The 16,903-nt window shown below is 25.4% G+C and carries 17 protein-coding genes; all 17 read left to right on the plus strand.

The genetic code is table 11. From position 1 onward, the window contains the following. Positions 1-3: 3 nt before the first annotated feature. On the plus strand, positions 4-885 hold the full coding sequence (gene rfbA, locus ACNSOS_RS11255; RefSeq protein WP_418185367.1) for a glucose-1-phosphate thymidylyltransferase RfbA: 882 nt from the start codon (positions 4-6) through the stop codon (positions 883-885). Further along, positions 875-1,909: a dTDP-glucose 4,6-dehydratase gene (gene rfbB, locus ACNSOS_RS11260; RefSeq protein ID WP_418185368.1), complete on the plus strand. Its 1,035-nt coding sequence runs from the start codon at positions 875-877 to the stop codon at positions 1,907-1,909. Before rfbA ends, rfbB begins: the two co-directional genes overlap by 11 nt. Further along, positions 1,906-2,310, plus strand: coding sequence for a sugar 3,4-ketoisomerase (locus tag ACNSOS_RS11265; RefSeq protein WP_237945344.1), 405 nt, complete (start codon positions 1,906-1,908; stop codon positions 2,308-2,310). Before rfbB ends, ACNSOS_RS11265 begins: the two co-directional genes overlap by 4 nt. Further along, a complete protein-coding gene (locus ACNSOS_RS11270) occupies positions 2,303-3,367 on the plus strand; it encodes a hypothetical protein (protein ID WP_418185369.1) in 1,065 nt (354 codons plus the stop codon). Before ACNSOS_RS11265 ends, ACNSOS_RS11270 begins: the two co-directional genes overlap by 8 nt. Further along, positions 3,364-4,251 (plus strand): NAD-dependent epimerase/dehydratase family protein, encoded by an 888-nt coding sequence (locus tag ACNSOS_RS11275; protein WP_418185370.1) that lies wholly within the window; start codon positions 3,364-3,366, stop codon positions 4,249-4,251. The genes ACNSOS_RS11270 and ACNSOS_RS11275 overlap by 4 nt, the downstream gene beginning before the upstream one ends. Then, positions 4,235-4,825: an acyltransferase gene (locus tag ACNSOS_RS11280; protein ID WP_418185371.1), complete on the plus strand. Its 591-nt coding sequence runs from the start codon at positions 4,235-4,237 to the stop codon at positions 4,823-4,825. Before ACNSOS_RS11275 ends, ACNSOS_RS11280 begins: the two co-directional genes overlap by 17 nt. Then, positions 4,822-5,457: an HAD family hydrolase gene (locus ACNSOS_RS11285; protein WP_418185372.1), complete on the plus strand. Its 636-nt coding sequence runs from the start codon at positions 4,822-4,824 to the stop codon at positions 5,455-5,457. The genes ACNSOS_RS11280 and ACNSOS_RS11285 overlap by 4 nt, the downstream gene beginning before the upstream one ends. Then, entirely contained in the window at positions 5,454-6,554 is a 1,101-nt protein-coding gene (locus tag ACNSOS_RS11290) for a DegT/DnrJ/EryC1/StrS family aminotransferase (RefSeq protein ID WP_418185373.1), read from the plus strand. The genes ACNSOS_RS11285 and ACNSOS_RS11290 overlap by 4 nt, the downstream gene beginning before the upstream one ends. 193 nt (positions 6,555-6,747) lie before the next feature. Beyond that, positions 6,748-7,218, plus strand: coding sequence for an acyltransferase (locus tag ACNSOS_RS11295; protein WP_418185374.1), 471 nt, complete (start codon positions 6,748-6,750; stop codon positions 7,216-7,218). Position 7,219: 1 nt separating this feature from the next. Further along, a complete protein-coding gene (locus ACNSOS_RS11300; RefSeq protein ID WP_418185375.1) occupies positions 7,220-8,473 on the plus strand; it encodes an O-antigen translocase in 1,254 nt (417 codons plus the stop codon). Between the two features lies 1 nt (position 8,474). After that, positions 8,475-9,362, plus strand: coding sequence for a glycosyltransferase (locus ACNSOS_RS11305; protein WP_418185376.1), 888 nt, complete (start codon positions 8,475-8,477; stop codon positions 9,360-9,362). After that, positions 9,359-10,417: a glycosyltransferase family 4 protein gene (locus tag ACNSOS_RS11310; protein WP_418185377.1), complete on the plus strand. Its 1,059-nt coding sequence runs from the start codon at positions 9,359-9,361 to the stop codon at positions 10,415-10,417. The genes ACNSOS_RS11305 and ACNSOS_RS11310 overlap by 4 nt, the downstream gene beginning before the upstream one ends. 5 nt (positions 10,418-10,422) lie before the next feature. Next, positions 10,423-12,315 (plus strand): asparagine synthase (glutamine-hydrolyzing), encoded by a 1,893-nt coding sequence (asnB, locus tag ACNSOS_RS11315; RefSeq protein WP_418185378.1) that lies wholly within the window; start codon positions 10,423-10,425, stop codon positions 12,313-12,315. Next, on the plus strand, positions 12,312-13,427 hold the full coding sequence (locus ACNSOS_RS11320) for a glycosyltransferase (RefSeq protein ID WP_418185379.1): 1,116 nt from the start codon (positions 12,312-12,314) through the stop codon (positions 13,425-13,427). The genes asnB and ACNSOS_RS11320 overlap by 4 nt, the downstream gene beginning before the upstream one ends. 203 nt (positions 13,428-13,630) lie before the next feature. Then, on the plus strand, positions 13,631-14,683 hold the full coding sequence (locus ACNSOS_RS11325) for a hypothetical protein (protein ID WP_418185380.1): 1,053 nt from the start codon (positions 13,631-13,633) through the stop codon (positions 14,681-14,683). After that, a complete protein-coding gene (locus ACNSOS_RS11330) occupies positions 14,670-15,803 on the plus strand; it encodes a glycosyltransferase (protein ID WP_418185381.1) in 1,134 nt (377 codons plus the stop codon). The genes ACNSOS_RS11325 and ACNSOS_RS11330 overlap by 14 nt, the downstream gene beginning before the upstream one ends. After that, complete coding sequence (locus tag ACNSOS_RS11335; RefSeq protein ID WP_418185382.1) at positions 15,796-16,902, plus strand: glycosyltransferase family 4 protein; 1,107 nt, start codon at positions 15,796-15,798, stop codon at positions 16,900-16,902. The genes ACNSOS_RS11330 and ACNSOS_RS11335 overlap by 8 nt, the downstream gene beginning before the upstream one ends. Position 16,903: the final 1 nt, after the last annotated feature.

The raw sequence follows: 16,903 nt of genomic DNA on the forward strand, positions 1-16,903 counted from the left end.
TTGATGAAAGGGATAATATTAGCAGGAGGAAGTGGAACAAGATTATATCCAGTAACAAGAAGTATAAGTAAACAATTACTTCCAATATATGATAAACCAATGATTTATTATCCTCTTTCTGTTCTAATGTTAGCTGGAATTAAAGAAATTCTTATTATCTCAACACCTGAAGATTTACCAAGATTTGAAGAACTCTTAGGAAATGGGAGTGATTGGGGAATACAATTAGAATATAAGATTCAACCAAGTCCTGATGGTTTAGCACAAGCCTTTATTTTGGGAGATGAATTTATAGGGAATGATAATGTTTGTCTAATTTTAGGAGATAATATTTTTTATGGACAAGGATTCTCTGTAATGCTAAAAAAAGCAGCTTCAATAAAAGAAGGAGCAGTTGTATTTGGCTATCAAGTAAAAGATCCTCAAAGATTTGGTGTAGTTGAATTTGATAAAAATAAAAATGCTATAAGTATAGAAGAAAAACCAGATAATCCAAAATCAAACTTTGCAGTAACAGGACTGTATTTTTATGATAATGATGTAGTAAAAATAGCTAAGAATGTAAAGCCAAGCCAACGAGGTGAACTTGAAATAACTTCGATAAATCAAGAATATCTTAAAAAAGGGAAACTTAAAGTTGAACTTCTTGGTCGAGGTTTTGCATGGTTAGATACTGGTACTCATGATAGTTTAATTGATGCTGGACAATTTGTACAAACAATAGAACATAGACAAGGATATAAAATTGCTTGTTTAGAAGAAATAGCTTATAGAAATGGTTGGATAACAAAAGAGAAAATTTTAGAAATTGCAAAACCATTATCTAAAAATGGTTATGGAGAATATTTATATAGTCTTGTAGGAGAGATAAATAGTGTTCAATAACTCAAAAACAATATTAGTAACAGGATGTGCAGGATTTATTGGTTCAAATTTTGTTCCATATTTTTTAGAAAAATATCCAGATTATAATCTTGTAAATTTAGACCTTTTAACTTATGCAGGAAATTTAGAAAATCTAAAAGAGTGTGAAAATAATCCAAGATATAAATTTATAAAAGGTGATATCTGTAATAGAGAATTAGTTGAATTTATTTTTAGTGAATATGATATAAAAGGTGTAATTCATTTTGCAGCAGAATCTCATGTGGATAACTCTATTAAAAATCCGGGAGTATTTGTAGAAACAAATGTAAATGGAACATATACCTTGGTTGATGTAGCAAAAAAATATTGGATGGAAAAACCATTTACTTATAAAGAAGAATATAAAGATTGTAGATTTCACCATATCTCAACAGATGAAGTATATGGAACGCTTAGTCTTGACCCAAATGATTTGTTTACAGAGGAAACTTCTTATGCTCCAAATTCTCCATATAGCGCTAGTAAAGCATCATCAGATATGATAGTTCGAGCATATGTAGAAACATTTGGACTAAATGCAGTTATCACAAATTGTTCAAATAACTATGGACCAAAACAACATGATGAAAAACTAATTCCTACAATTATTAGAAATGCTCTTTTAGGAAATCCAATACCAATATATGGAGATGGAAAAAATATAAGAGATTGGTTATATGTACTAGATCACTGTAAAGGTATAGACCTTGTTTATCATAAAGGTAAAAAAGGTGAAACATATAATATTGGTGGAAGAAATGAAAGAACAAATCTACAAATAGTAGATAGAATTTGTGTAATACTTGATAAAGAAGTTCCAAAAGAGAGTTCATATAAAGAGTTAATCACATTTGTAGAAGATAGAGCAGGGCATGATAGGAGATATGCAATAGATGCAACAAAACTTGAAAATGAATTTGGATGGAAAGCGGATGAGAATTTTGATACAGGAATAGTGAAAACTATTAATTGGTACTTAAATAAATATGGGATTAGTAAATGACAAGTTATAAACTAGTAGATTTCAAAACATTAGGAGATGAAAGAGGTTCTTTAATCGCAATAGAAGAAGGATACAATGCTCCATTTCAAATAAAAAGAGTTTATTATATTTTTGATACTAAACAAGGAGTAGAAAGAGGTTTTCATGCCCATATCAATCTTAAACAAATTGCTATATCTGTAAAAGGTAGTTGTACATTTATTCTTGATGATGGAACTAAAAGAGAAGAACAAAAACTTGATAACCCAAATCAAGGACTCTTTATAGAGGGACTTATTTGGAGAGAAATGAAAGATTTTAGTGAAGATTGTGTTTTATTAGTATTAGCTAGTGAGCATTATGATGAAAGTGATTATATAAGAGATTATGACAAATTTTTAAAGGAAGTAAAAAATGTCTAAAATATTAATAGCTGGGGCAGGTGGAACACCTTCTGAAAATGTTATAAAGTCTTTGTTAGAATGTGAAAAAAATGAAACAATAATTGGTATGGGAAGTGAACCTAGTGATTTAATACTTTCAAAAGCATCTAAAAAATATATTATTCCTTATGCAGTAGATAAAGAATACAAAAATAAATTATTACAAATATTAAATGTTGAAAAGCCAGATTTAGTTCATTTTCAAAATGATATTGAAATTTTGGAAGCTTCAAGATTAAGAAACTCTATTCTTTCTACTGGAACAAAACTTTATATGCCAACACATGAAGTTATAGAAAATTGTGTTGATAAAGGTAAATCTGCTGTTATTTGGGAAAAAGAAGGCATAAAAATACCAAAAACTTTTGATATCCATAATCCTGATGATTTAAAAAAAGCATTTGATGTTTTAGGTGACAGTGATGGTAAAATTTGGCTTAGAGCAAATGTTGGAGGTGGAGGAAGAGGTGCTTTACCAACTAATGATTACGAATTTGCCAAAAAATGGATTGATAGATTCAAAGGTTGGGGTGAATTTACTGGAGCTGAACTATTAACAGAAAAAACAGTTACATGGTTGTCTATTTGGTATGAAGGAGAGTTGGTTGTAGCACAAACAAGAAGAAGAAAATCTTGGAATTTAGGAAATCGGACATTATCAGGTGTTACGGGAGTTACTAAAGTAGGGGAAACGTATTCATCAGAAGAAGTAAACACTATAGCTCAAGATGCTATTTTTGCTATTGATAAAAGACCTCATGGTATTTATGGTGTTGATATGACTTATGATAAAAATGGTATACCAAATCCAACTGAAATAAATATTTCAAGATTTTTTACAACTGCATATTTTTTTACTAAAGCAGGCTTAAATATGCCGAAAATTTTTAAAGATATAGCTCTTTATAATGAATTCCCATCTTTAGATAAAAAAATCAATCCACTTCCTGATGGGTTATTATGGTTGAGAAGTATGGATTGTGAACCATTATTGACAACAGAAACTGAAATATTTAAAGAATTAATTCAATTATGAAAAAAATATTGTTATTAACTGGTACAACAGGTTTTATAGGTAGTAATCTTTTAAAGTTTATTGAAAAAGAATATAAAGATGATTATGAAATAGTTTTATTATCATCTAATGAAAATAGAAAGTATAAAACGGTGATTCATAAAAATTATACATTTACAAAAAATGATTTTTTTGAAAAAAATATAAAAAAAATAGATATTGTTATTCATATTGGAGCTTTTACTCCTAAAAGTGGAGTAGAAGCAAATAATATTGAAAAGTCTAACACAAATATAAATAATACAAAATATTTTATTGATAATTTACCAAATACTCCTACAAAATTTATTTTTTTAAGTACAATAGATGTCTATGGTAAAGTTCAAGGGTTAATTAGTGAAGATATCTTAGCAAATCCAGTAACTTTATATGGTTGGTCTAAATTGTATTGTGAAAAAATGCTTGAAAATTGGTCAAAAGAAAATAATATAATTCTACAGATTCTTAGAATTGGGCATATTTATGGAAAAGGTGAAGAAGCTTATAAAAAAGTGATTCCTGTGACAATACAAAAAATAAAAGAAGATAAATCTCCTCAAATTTTTGGTACAGGTTGTGAAAAAAGAAGTTTTTTACATATTGATGATGTTTCTAATTTAATCATGAAAAGTATATTACTTCAGAAATATGAAGGTGTGATGAATTTGTGTTCTTCAAACTCTTATACTGTTAAAAATATAGTAGAAATGTTAATAGAAATTTCCACTAAAAAAGTCCAAATTGATTATATTAGAACTGAAAATAGAGGAGTAGATTTTGAGTTTGATACTTCAAAAATGAATAAACTTCTTGGATTTGAGAGAATTAATATTAAGGATGGATTATCTGATGAATATTTTGAATAAACTATATCTATTTATAATAAAATATTTTTATGAAAAAAAAGTTTTTATAGAAAAAGAACTTATTATTCTGGGAAAATTTCCACATTTTAAATTGCCCAAAAATGGTAAAGTTAAATTTGGAAATAAAGTAGTTATAAATTCTGATTTCAAAAATAGTAATACGGCATTAACATATAGATGCAAGTTTGTAACAGGATATGATGGATTTATAGAAATTGGTGATAATACTATGATGAATGGAACTTGTATAGTTTCTTATAAAAATGTAAAAATAGGCAAAAATTGTCAAATAGCTTCATCAACTCTTATTAGTGATACAGATTTTCATCCAATAGATAGTAAAACAAGAAAAGCACAAGTTGAAGGTCGTCCCTTTTCATTTGATATGGTAAAAAAAGATGAAATTAAAATAGGTGATAATGTTTGGATTGGTTGGAATAGCACTATTTTAAAAGGTGTAGAGATAGGAGAAAATAGTGTAGTTGCAGCAGGAAGTGTAGTTCTAAAAGGAAAATATCCAAATAATTCTTTAATAGCAGGAAATCCAGCTAAAGTAGTAAAGGTTTTAGATTGAAAAAATTTGATTATATTTTTTTGGATTTAGATGGTCCTATACTTGAAGGAAAATATAGACACTATAAATGTTATGAAGATATAGTAAAGAAATATGGTGGTACGGCTTTAGAAATTGATTATTATTGGGAATTAAAAAGAAATAAAATAACAAGAGATATCGTTTTAGAAAAAAGTAATTTTAAAGAAAGTTATGAAATCTTTTTTAAAGAATGGATGAAAAATATTGAAAATGAAAAATATCTTAACTTAGATAGTTTAAAACCTGAAGTAGTAGAAATTTTAAAAAGTTGGAAAAATATAGCAGATAAAATAGTTTTAGTAACTATGAGACAAAATAGAGAATATTTATTAAACCAATTAGATAGATTAGGTATTTTATGTTTATTAAATGAGGTTATAGATTGTCCTCCTCAGAGAAAAAATACAAAATATGAAGCGTTGAAAGGTAAAATATTTAATAATGCCATTTTTATAGGGGATACAGAGGAAGATACAAATACAGCAAAAATGCTTGGTATTAAATCAATAGGTATAACAAATGGTTTAAGAGATAAAAAGTTTTTAGAAGCAGATTATTATTATGAAGAGATAAAAGATATAGATTTTAATAGATTGGAGATAAACGAATGATTCCATTTTTAGATTTAAAAGGTTTAAATGCTCAATATAGAGCTGAATTAATAGAAGTTTGTACAAAAGTTGTAGATAGTGGTTGGTATGTTCAAGGTAATGAGTGTAAAGAGTTTGAGGCTGAGTTTGCTCAATATTGTGGTACAAAATATGCTATCGGTGTTGCAAATGGTCTTGATGCACTTATTTTGATATTAAGAGCATATAAAGAGTTAGGAATTATGAAAGATGGCGATGAAGTAATAGTTCCATCAAATACATACATAGCTTCAATTCTTGCAATTTCTCAAAATAATCTTGTGCCTATTTTAGTAGAACCTGATATAAATACATATTTAATTGATCCATTTAAAATAGAAGAAAAAATTACTTCAAAAACAAAAGCAATTTTGCCAGTTCACCTTTATGGGCAAACTTGTGAAATGGACAAAATAATCGAAATAGCAAAAAAATATAATCTAAAAGTAATAGAAGATTCAGCTCAATCTCATGGAGCATACTACAAGGATAAAAGAAGTGGAAACTTAGGAGATGCAAGTGGATTTAGCTTTTACCCTGGAAAAAATCTCGGTGCGTTAGGTGATGGTGGAGCTGTTACAACTAATGATGAAGAATTGGCAAATACTATAAAAGCATTAGGAAACTATGGAAGTCACAAAAAATATGAAAATCTTTATAAAGGAATAAATAGTAGACTTGATGAGATGCAAGCTGCAATGCTTAGAGTAAAACTAAGATATCTTGATAATGAAGTAGAAAAAAGAAGAGAAATAGCAAACTATTATCTACAAAATATTAAAAATAGTAGTGTTGTTTTACCAACAGTTAGAAGTGAGGATAATCATGTGTGGCATTTATTTGTAATAAGAACAAATAAAAGAGATGAATTACAAAAATATTTGGCTGATAATGGAATTCAAACTTTAATACACTATCCACTTCCTCCTCATAAACAAAATGCTTATAAAGAGTGGAATAATGAGAGTTATCCAATAAGTGAACAAATACATGATGAAGTATTGAGTTTACCTATTAGTGGGGTTCAGAGTTTGGAAGATACAAAAAAGATGGTAAAGTTTTTGAATGAATTTATTTAAATTTATATATAGATTATTTTATAAATTATTTAGAATTTATAATTATTTGCAACTTCGTATTAAGAGTTATATATACAATAAAATTTATTTTGAAAACTTTCCAATTATATTTAAAGATAATGTTAAATTAAAGATAATTAAATGTAAAAACTCAAATTTTACAATTAAAGGGAAATTATATATTAGTTCTTATATGAATGGAAGAGAAGAAGTATATATTCGAATAGGAGAGAATAGTTCTATAGTAATTGATGGTGATTTTGTTTTAGGAAATGGTACAAAAATCTTTTTAGAAAATAATGCTAATTTATATATTGGTGGGAAAAAAAATGAAAGTTTATCTGGTATTACTAAAAATACAACTATTATGGTTAAAAAACAACTACATATAGGCTATGATGCGGTAATAAGTTGGGATGTATTTATAACAGATTGTGATTGGCATAAAATAGAAGGACAAAGTTCACAAGAAGATATTTTTATTGGAAATCATGTTTGGATTACTTCAGGGGTTAAAATTTTGAAAGGTTCATATATAGGGGATAACTGTATTTTAGGAACTAATTCTATAATAAATTCAAAAATTAATTTTGAAAATTCATTAATAGCAGGTAATCCTGCTAAAGTTGTAAAATCAAATATATTTTGGTCTAGAGATTTATAAAATGACTTTAATTAAAACTTCAATATTAACAGCTATATCAACTGCAATTAAAATTTTGAATGGTTTAGTAGTTACAAAAATTATTGCTATTTATATTGGTCCAGCAGGATTAGCCTTATTGGCTTCATTTCAAAATTTTACATCTATTGTTATGACATTTGCTACGGCTGGATTGAATAGTGGTATTGTTAAATATACAGCTGAATACTCTTCTTTAATAAGAAAAAGAAAATTATGGAGTACTTCTGTAAAAATTACATTTATTTTTACAGCTATATGTTCTTTTTTTATGTTTATTTTTAACAAACAGTTGTCAGTTTATTTTTTCCAAACTTTTGAATATAAAGATATTTTTACTTTATTTTCCATTACTTTATTTATGTTTTCACTAAATACAGTATTATTATCTATACTAAATGGACAAAAAGAGATTACAAAATTAACTATAATAAATATATTTTCAAGTTTTGTAGGACTTCTTTTTACAGGAATATTGACATATTACTATAATTTATATGGAGCTTTAGTTTCTAATGTACTTGGACAAACTATAGTATTATTTATAACAATATATTTTTTATTAAAAACAAATTGGTTTAAAATAAAAATGTTTATAGGAAGAATAGATAATGATGAGTTGAAAAAACTTAGTCATTTTTTCTTAATGGCATTGGTTTCTGCTCTTACCCTTCCAGTTTCACAAATAATTATAAGAAATTATATTTCAGATAACTTATCTCTAGAAAGTGCAGGATATTGGGAAGCTATTTGGAGAATTTCTTCTACTTTTACTATGTTTATTACTACTATTTTGACTGTATATTATTTACCTAAATTAGCATCTTTGAAAACAGATATTGAGCTAAAGAATGAACTTTTTTATGGTTTTAAAATTATTATTCCTCTAACTCTATTTTGTATTTTTTTTATATATATTTTAAAAGATTTCATAATTTTAGTTTTATTTACAAAAGATTTTTTACCGGTGAAAGAGTTGTTTTTATATCAACTGATGGGAGATGTATTTAAAATATTTAGTTTTTTAATTGGCTACCTTCTAATAGCAAAAGCTCTAACAAAAAAATATATATTAATACAAATTATTTTTATGATCAGTTTTGTTTTCTTATCAATTTTATGTATAAATTATATGGGATTAGTTGGAGTTACAATTTCTTATTTCATAAATTATATTATATTATCATTAGTTATGATAGTAATGTTTAGAAAAATATTATTTGCAAAAGAGGTATAAAATGAATGATGAAATTTTAGTTAGTATTCCCGTAATTACGTATAATCAAAAAGAATATTTAAAAGAGTGTATAGAATCTATATTATCTCAAGATTATAGCAATATAGAAATTGTTGTTGCAGATGATTATTCTACAGATGGAACACAGGAAATGCTAAAAGAATATGAAAAGAAATATACAAATAAGTTTAAACTATTATTATCAGAAGTGAATCAAGGAGTAACAAAAAATTGTAATTTAGCATATTTTGCTTGTAAAGGGAAATATATTTTTTTTATGGGAGGAGATGATTTGATGTTACCAAATAAAATCTCAACTCAAGTTGAATATATGGAAAAACATCATAACTGTACAATCTCTTACCACAATTTAGATGTATTTTTATCTGAAACTAATAAAACAATAAAATTATTTAACTCATCTAAAAATTCTTTTTCTGGAGATGTAAGTATTTCTATATTAAATGGTACTTTTAATGGAGCATGTTCTACTGTTGTTAGAGCTGAAAAAAAAGTAAATACAGGATTTGATGAGAGAATACCAATGGCTTCAGATTGGTTAATGTGGATAGAAACTCTTGCAAATGGAGGAGAGATTCATTACATTGATAAAGTATTAGGTAGATATAGAAGACATAATAAAAATATTACTTCAATCAAACATGATAATTCTGAACAATTTATAACTTTAGCAATAGTAGAAACAAAATATCCAAATTTAATACATTATGTAAGGAAAAAAAGGTCAAAAATGTATTATAGTTTAGGAGTAGAAAAGTTACTTGATAAAGATATAAAATTATCAAATAAATATTTTATAGAATCTATTCTTTCTGATTTTACAAATATAAAAGCATATATAAGATTAATAGGAAATATTTTTAAATGAAACTATTTTTTATAATATATTCTTTAGGTAATGGTGGAGCTGAAAGAGTTTTAACTACTTTAGCTAATTATTTTATAGATGAGTATGAAATAACTATTATTACTTTTAATGACGAAAAATCTTTTTATAGATTAGATGAAAGAATAAAAATAGTTTCACTAAGTAGTAATAAAAATTCAAAAAATATTTTTGATGCAATAAAAAATAATATCAGTACAATTATAAAATTAATAAAAACAATAAAAAAAGTTAATAGTGATGTTGTGATTAGCTTTATGACAACTTCAAATATATTATCTATATTAGCTTGCAAGATTTTAAATAAACCTATTATTATTTCGGAAAGAACGAATTATGATTTTTTATCTTCAAAAATATGGAGAAAAATAAGAAAAATTGTATATCCATTTTGTAATCATTTAGTTGTTCAATCAAGTTATGATTTAGAAAAATATAATTTTGTTAAAAATGTATCTATTATAGAAAACCCTTTATTTATAAAAGATTTTAGTGAACAAATAGAAAGAAAGAAATACTTCTTGGCTGTTGGAAGATTGGATAAAGTAAAAGGTTTTGATATGCTAATAGAAGCTTATTCAAAACTTAATACAACTTGGAAACTTAAAATAGTAGGAGAAGGAAATGAAAGAAAATATCTAGAAGAGCAAATTGAAAGATTAGTCTTAACAGATAAAGTTGAACTATTGGGTAGAAAAAATGATGTTGAAAAATATTACTATGAAGCAGGTGTTTTTATACTTTCTTCAAGAATGGAAGGTTATCCAAATGCTTTAGTTGAAGCTATGGCTTGTGGATGTCCTTGTATTTCATTTGATTGTAAAACAGGTCCTAGCAGTATTATTAAAAATAATATTAATGGAATATTGATTGAAAATGAAAATATTGATGAATTATCAAATGCGATGAATGAACTTTGTTTAAGTGAAGAAAATAGACACAAACTTTCTATAAAAGCTTTAGAAATTAGAGAAAATTTAGATATTAAGAAAATTTCAGAGAAATGGAAAGTTGTTATAAATAAAAATAAGGAATAAATTGTATGTGTGGAATAGTAGGATTTATAGATTTTAATAAAGAATTATCAAATGAGAAGTTGATAAATATGACAGATGTTATTCATCATAGAGGTCCTAATGATAGTGGATATAGCTTTTTTAAAACAGAATCTGCAAATATTGGATTAGGGCATAGAAGACTTTCTATTCTGGATTTATCTACTCATGGTCATCAACCAATGCAATATGAAAATTTTGAAATTATCTTCAATGGTGAAGTTTATAATTTTAAGGAGATAAAAGAAGAACTTACTGAATATGGCTTTTTTTCAGATAGCGATACAGAAGTAATATTAAAAGCATTTCATAAATGGGGAATAAAAGCTGTTGATAAATTCAATGGGATGTTTGCTATTGCTATTTATGATAAATCAAATGAAAAAATTACATTAATAAGAGATAGAACAGGTATTAAACCACTATATTATTATCAAAATGGTAATTTATTTTTATTTGGAAGTGAATTAAAAAGTTTTTATCAGTGTGATGATTTTAAAAAAGATATTGATTTTAACGCATTAGCACAATTTTTTCATTATGGATATATTCCTCAACCATATAGTATATTTAAAAATTGTTTTAAGCTTAAGGCTGGTCATTATTTGGAAATTGATTTAAAATCACAAAAGTTTGAAGAAAAAAAATATTGGGATGTAAAGGATTTTTATAACTTACCTAAAAAAAATATTTCTTATGAAGATGCTAAAAATGAAATTGAAAAATTATTAATTTCCTCTTTTAATTATCGAATGGTTTCCGATGTACCAGTTGGGGTGTTTTTAAGCGGTGGATATGATAGCTCAGCAGTTGCTTCAATTTTACAAAAAACAAATACACAAAAAATAAAAACTTTTAGTATAGGATTCAATGAAGAAGGTTATAATGAAGCGCATCATGCGAAAAAAGTAGCTGAATATTTAGGTACAGAGCATACTGAGTATTATTGTACTCAAAAAGAAGCTTTAGAAATACTTCCAACTTTAGCAGAAATTTATGATGAACCTTTTGGAGATAGTAGTGCGATACCAACTATTCTTGTTAGCAAACTAGCAAAAAAAGATGTTACAGTCGCTTTGAGTGCAGATGCAGGAGATGAAATATTTGGTGGATATGGAAAATATAAAACTTCTTTAAAATATTTTGAGTTTTTCTCAAAATTTCCAAAGTTTTCTCATACTATATTAAGTTTTATTTTTAATAATGTTAATCCAAATAAAATCCCTGTTTTAAAAAATAAATATAATATTGCAAGTAGATTTAAAAAAATTGCAGATATTTTAAAGTCAAATAGTGCAGTAATGGCTATGAAATATACAAGTCATATGTTTACACAAGATGAAATAAGAAAATTATTTAATCAGAATTTTATTGAATACAAAACATATTTTGATACAGCTAATGAATTAAATAGCTCAAATGATGAACTAAACAAAATGTTTGCTATTGATTATCAAACATATTTAGTTGATGATATTTTAACAAAAGTTGATCGTGCTACTATGAGTGTTAGTTTAGAAGGAAGAGAACCTTTACTTGATTATAGAATTATAGAATATGTAGCTCAATTACCATCGAGTTTTAAAATGAATGATAAAGAAACAAAAATTGTTTTAAAAGATATAGTGCACAAGTATATACCTAAAGAAATTATGGATAGACCTAAAATGGGCTTTGGTGTACCTATTTCAGAATGGTTTAGGGATGAATTAAAAGAATATTTTTATAAATACTTTGAAGAAAACAATCTAAAAAAAGCAGGATTAAATCCTAATGAAGTTATTAGACTAAGAGATGAATATTTGAGTGGGAAAGATGTAAATACGAGAAGATTATGGTTTATTTTGATGTATATGATGTGGTATGAAAAATGGATGTGAAAAAAATAAAGCTAGTTCTATCTATTCGTTCATTAAATGTTGGAGGGGCAGAAAGACAGTTTATTGAACTTGTAAAAAATATTGATAAAGATAAATTTGAAGTTTATGTTTGTACTATGTATGGTGGAGTGCAAGAAAATATTGTAAATTCAATAGAAAATATAAAATATTATAATCTAGGAAAAAAAGGAAGATATGACATATTTAAGTTCTATAATAATTATAAAAATATTTTAAAAACTATTAATCCTGATGTTATCTATTCTTTTAAAGAGGAGATGAATATTTTTTCTTATTTTTGTAAACCTAAAAAGACAAAAATTATATGGGGATTTAGAGCTTCAAATATGGATTTATCTCAATATGGAAAACTTTCTCAACTTTTATTTTGGGTACAAAAAAAGTTTTCGTCAAAAGTTGATATGATCATAGCAAATTCTAACGCTTCAATAATCTATCATAAAAATCATGGATTTAATATGTCAAAATCTATAGTTATACCAAATGGGATTGATGTAAATAAATTTAAAAGAAATTGGGAAGATAGAAAAAATTTTAGAACAAAATATGAATTAAAAGAAAATGATATAGCCATAGGAATAGTTGCAAGAATAGACTATATGAAAGGATATATTATTTTTACAAATGCTGTAGAGAAATTGATACGAGAATTTAATAATGTCCATATCTTTTCTATAGGTTCAGGTAGTGATAAAATACAAAACGAGTGTGAAAATATCTTAGGTACTTTTAACAATGATAGATTTAAATGGTTGGGTAATCAATCAAATGTAGAAAAAATTTATAGTGGACTTGATATTGCTTGTTCTTCTTCTTTTGGTGAAGGGTTTAGTAATTCTGTTGCAGAAGCTATGAGTTGTGAACTTCCTTGTGTTGTTACAAATGTAGGTGATAGCGCTTATATAGTAGATAAATGTGGAATTATAGTTGAACCTAATAATGTTGAAAGTTTATATAATGGTTTCAAAAAAATGATTCAAAGGGACTATAAAAAATTTGGAATATTAAGTCATAAAAGAATAGAAGAAAATTTCTCTACTGAAAAAATGATAACTAGAACAGAAAACTTAATAAAAGAAGTTTTAGCATGATAAATTTAAAAATTAATAAAATAGAAATTTGGAAATTAATTTTTATACCAGTATTATTTTTATACATATATGTCCCTACATTTCATAGTATTGGTGGTTTAACAAAATTTTATTTGCTATTTGCAGCATTTTATTTTTTATTTAATTATAAAAAGTTAATTAAATTTTTTTTAAACTCATATATATTTTTTATGGCTTTTTTTATGTTGTTTATTGTACTTGTAACGCGATTAATCCCTTCAATTTTTGAAACGTATGATTTTTCATTTAATAACTATTTTTTAGTATCATTAGTTATCAATCTTCCTTTGACTTTTCTAATTTTATCTTTTTTTGATAAAAAAATTAATTTTAAATTTGAAGATATATTAAACGCATTTTTTATTATAGGTATTATTCAAGCTATCTTTATTCTAATGGATTGGTTTATACCATCTTTTAGAAATTTTCTTCAAGCTATTTTAGTAATAGATTTTGATATTGAAACGAGTATAAGAGCAACAGGTTTATCATATGGTACAGGGGATGCTTTATCTTTTATTCAAGCTTTTTCATTTCTTTGTGGTTTGTATATTATTTATTACAAAAAACAATATTTTATAAATATCGTTTTTTTAGCTTTAATTTTTATATCTATTATGTTTATTGGTAGAACAGGATTAGTTATTATCATAATTGGAACTATTTTATATTCTTTGGTTCTTTTAAAAGATAATTTTATTCCTATTATTAAATTTTTTTTAATTTCATTATTTTTATTAATTATTTTTGTTTTTATAGGATTTCAAATTTCTGATGAGAGATTTTTAAGAATTATTAGTTGGGCATTTGAATTTTATTTTAGTTTTACTAATAATGGTACTTTTGAAACTTCAACAACAAGCGTTTTGAGAGATATGTATTTTTTACCAACTAAAGAACTAGCTATTTTATTTGGTGAGGGACATTATCTTCATCCTTATGATAAAGATATAAATTATATTCCTTCTGATTCTGGTTATATAAGAACTATATTTTTTGGAGGATTTTTTACTTTAATATTATTAATATTATTTTATTTATATATTTTATATATTTTCAAAAAATTTTTAACTAACAAAGAGTTTATATTTATATTTGTATTTTTTATATTATTATTTATTGTTCAATATAAAATACCAATACTTTATTATGGAACGACAATGAGAATGATATTTGTATTACTAATAATTAGTTATTTTATAAAATATAATAGGCTAGAATATGACAAAAAATAAAAATATCCTAATCTTTTGTGCATCTATGCAAAAAGGTGGTGCAGAAAGAGTAATATCTTTACTTTTAAAAGAGTTTGAAAATGAGCAAAATATAAAAGTTCATTTTATGATGATGGAAGAGGGAATAGAGTATGACTTACCAAAATCTATAACTCCTATAATATTATCAAATTCAAAAAAAAGTGGAGTAAAAAAACTTTTAGAATTACCTTTTGTTGCAATGAAGTTAAAAAAGTATATAAAAGAAAATAATATAAATATTGTGATGTCATTTTTGTATAGACCAAACTATATAAATATTTTGGCTAAGATTTTTGGAAGTAGTCATAAGAGTATCGTAAATATTAGACAAACAACTTCTAGATACTTAAGTGAAGGTTTATTGGGTAAAGTGAATTTATTTTTGATAAATAATTTATTTGACAAAGCAGATTTGATTATCTCAAACTCAAAAGGTGTAGATGAAGATTTAAAATCTATTATGAACATAAGTACAAATACAAAAGTAATTTACAATCCAGTTGATATAAAATATATAAATCGTAAAAAAAGTATCCGTGAAGATATAGATTTTGATTTTAAAGAAAATAAAAAATATATTATCTCAGTTGGTAGATTAATAAAACAAAAAAGAAATATAGATTTGATAAAAGCTTTTTTTGAATTACAAAGAAATGATAATAGTTTAGAACTTTTATTTTTAGGTGATGGTATTTTGAAAACAGAGTTAAAAGCTGAGTGTACAAAACTTGGGGTAAAAGATAAAGTTCATTTTTTAGGAAATGTTAAAAATCCATTTTATTATTTGGGAAAGTCTGATTTATTTGTATTGACTTCAGAATTTGAAGGTTTCCCAAATGTTTTAGTAGAAGCTATGGCTTGTGGATTACCTGTAATTTCAAGTGATTGTAAGAGTGGACCAAAGGAAATACTAGAAACTGAAAAATATGGATTACTTTATCCCGTAGGTGATGTAGGTACTTTGATAGAAAAAATTAAGTTTTATTTATATCAAGATGTTGATAAAGAAGTTATAAAAGTAAAAAGTTTGAAAAGAATAGAAGATTTTTCAGTAGATAAAATAATGAATCAGTTTAAAAAGGTTTTAGAAGTTGACTAAAAAAATATTATTTGTAGTAAATGTAGATTGGTTTTTTATATCTCATAGATTGCCTTTAGCATTAGAAGCTTTGAAAAAGGGATATGAAGTTCATCTTGCTTGTGGAGTAAGTGATAAAAAAGAGTATTTAGAAAACTTAGGACTAAAAGTACATTCTCTTAATTTATCACGAAGTGGAATAGGTATAAAAGGTGAATTAAAAGCTTTTATTGAAATATATAATGTATTAAAAAAAGTAGTTCCAGATATAGCACATTTTGTAACGATTAAACCAGTACTTTATGGAGGAATAGTTTCGAGATTTTTAAGTATGCATAATAAAGTATTTTCTATCTCAGGACTTGGATTTATATTTATAAAACAAGGTTTAAAAGCAACGTTAGTAAGAAAATTAATAAAAATTATGTATGGATTTGCCCTTAGTGGAAAAAATTCGCATGTGATAGTTCAAAATCCAGATGATAAAGCGGTAGTAAATTCTATAGTAAAAGTACCTATTACTTTGATAAGAGGTTCTGGAGTAGATTTGAGTCAATATAAATATATTGATGAAAATAACAATATTATAAAAGTATCTATGGCTTCTAGACTTTTAAAGGATAAAGGTGTATTTGAGTATATTGATGTAGCAAAAATATTAAAGCAAAAATTACCAAATGTAGAATTTGAAATATATGGAGATATAGATCTAAATAATCCTGCTAGTCTAACTAAAGATGATATTGAAAAAATAAAAAAAGAAGGATTTATAAAAGTTCACGGCTTTAGTACTAATATTGCAAAAGTTTTTTCTGATACGAATATTGTAGTTCTTCCATCATATAGGGAAGGATTACCAAAAGTGCTTATAGAAGCAGCAGCTTGTGGTAGAGCTGTAATTACTACTGATGTTCCAGGATGTAGAGATGCCATAGAGCCAAATGTTACAGGACTTTTATGTCAAGTAAGAAATTCTCAATCTTTAGCTAATCAAATTGAAAAACTTATTTTAGATAAAGAATTAAGAAATAGTATGGGAAAAGCTGGAAGAGAACTTGCAAAAAAACAATTTGATATAAAAAAAGTAATTGAGAAGCATTTTGATATTTATGAAGGCTAAA

The organism is Aliarcobacter vitoriensis (assembly GCF_048320235.1).
Classification (GTDB): Bacteria; Campylobacterota; Campylobacteria; order Campylobacterales; family Arcobacteraceae; genus Aliarcobacter; species Aliarcobacter vitoriensis.

Bases quoted from the DNA above. Each gene is read 5' to 3' on its own strand.
- ACNSOS_RS11325 (WP_418185380.1), top strand. From the start codon at position 13,631: ATGTTGTTTATTGTACTTGTAACGCGATTAATCCCTTCAATTTTTGAA.
- ACNSOS_RS11280 (WP_418185371.1), top strand. From the start codon at position 4,235: ATGAATATTTTGAATAAACTATATCTATTTATAATAAAATATTTTTAT.
- rfbA (WP_418185367.1), top strand. From the start codon at position 4: ATGAAAGGGATAATATTAGCAGGAGGAAGTGGAACAAGATTATATCCA.
- ACNSOS_RS11275 (WP_418185370.1), top strand. From the start codon at position 3,364: ATGAAAAAAATATTGTTATTAACTGGTACAACAGGTTTTATAGGTAGT.
- ACNSOS_RS11295 (WP_418185374.1), top strand. From the start codon at position 6,748: ATGAATGGAAGAGAAGAAGTATATATTCGAATAGGAGAGAATAGTTCT.
- ACNSOS_RS11270 (WP_418185369.1), top strand. From the start codon at position 2,303: ATGTCTAAAATATTAATAGCTGGGGCAGGTGGAACACCTTCTGAAAAT.
- ACNSOS_RS11305 (WP_418185376.1), top strand. From the start codon at position 8,475: ATGAATGATGAAATTTTAGTTAGTATTCCCGTAATTACGTATAATCAA.
- asnB (WP_418185378.1), top strand. From the start codon at position 10,423: ATGTGTGGAATAGTAGGATTTATAGATTTTAATAAAGAATTATCAAAT.
- ACNSOS_RS11310 (WP_418185377.1), top strand. From the start codon at position 9,359: ATGAAACTATTTTTTATAATATATTCTTTAGGTAATGGTGGAGCTGAA.
- ACNSOS_RS11330 (WP_418185381.1), top strand. From the start codon at position 14,670: ATGACAAAAAATAAAAATATCCTAATCTTTTGTGCATCTATGCAAAAA.
- ACNSOS_RS11300 (WP_418185375.1), top strand. From the start codon at position 7,220: ATGACTTTAATTAAAACTTCAATATTAACAGCTATATCAACTGCAATT.
- ACNSOS_RS11290 (WP_418185373.1), top strand. From the start codon at position 5,454: ATGATTCCATTTTTAGATTTAAAAGGTTTAAATGCTCAATATAGAGCT.
- ACNSOS_RS11265 (WP_237945344.1), top strand. From the start codon at position 1,906: ATGACAAGTTATAAACTAGTAGATTTCAAAACATTAGGAGATGAAAGA.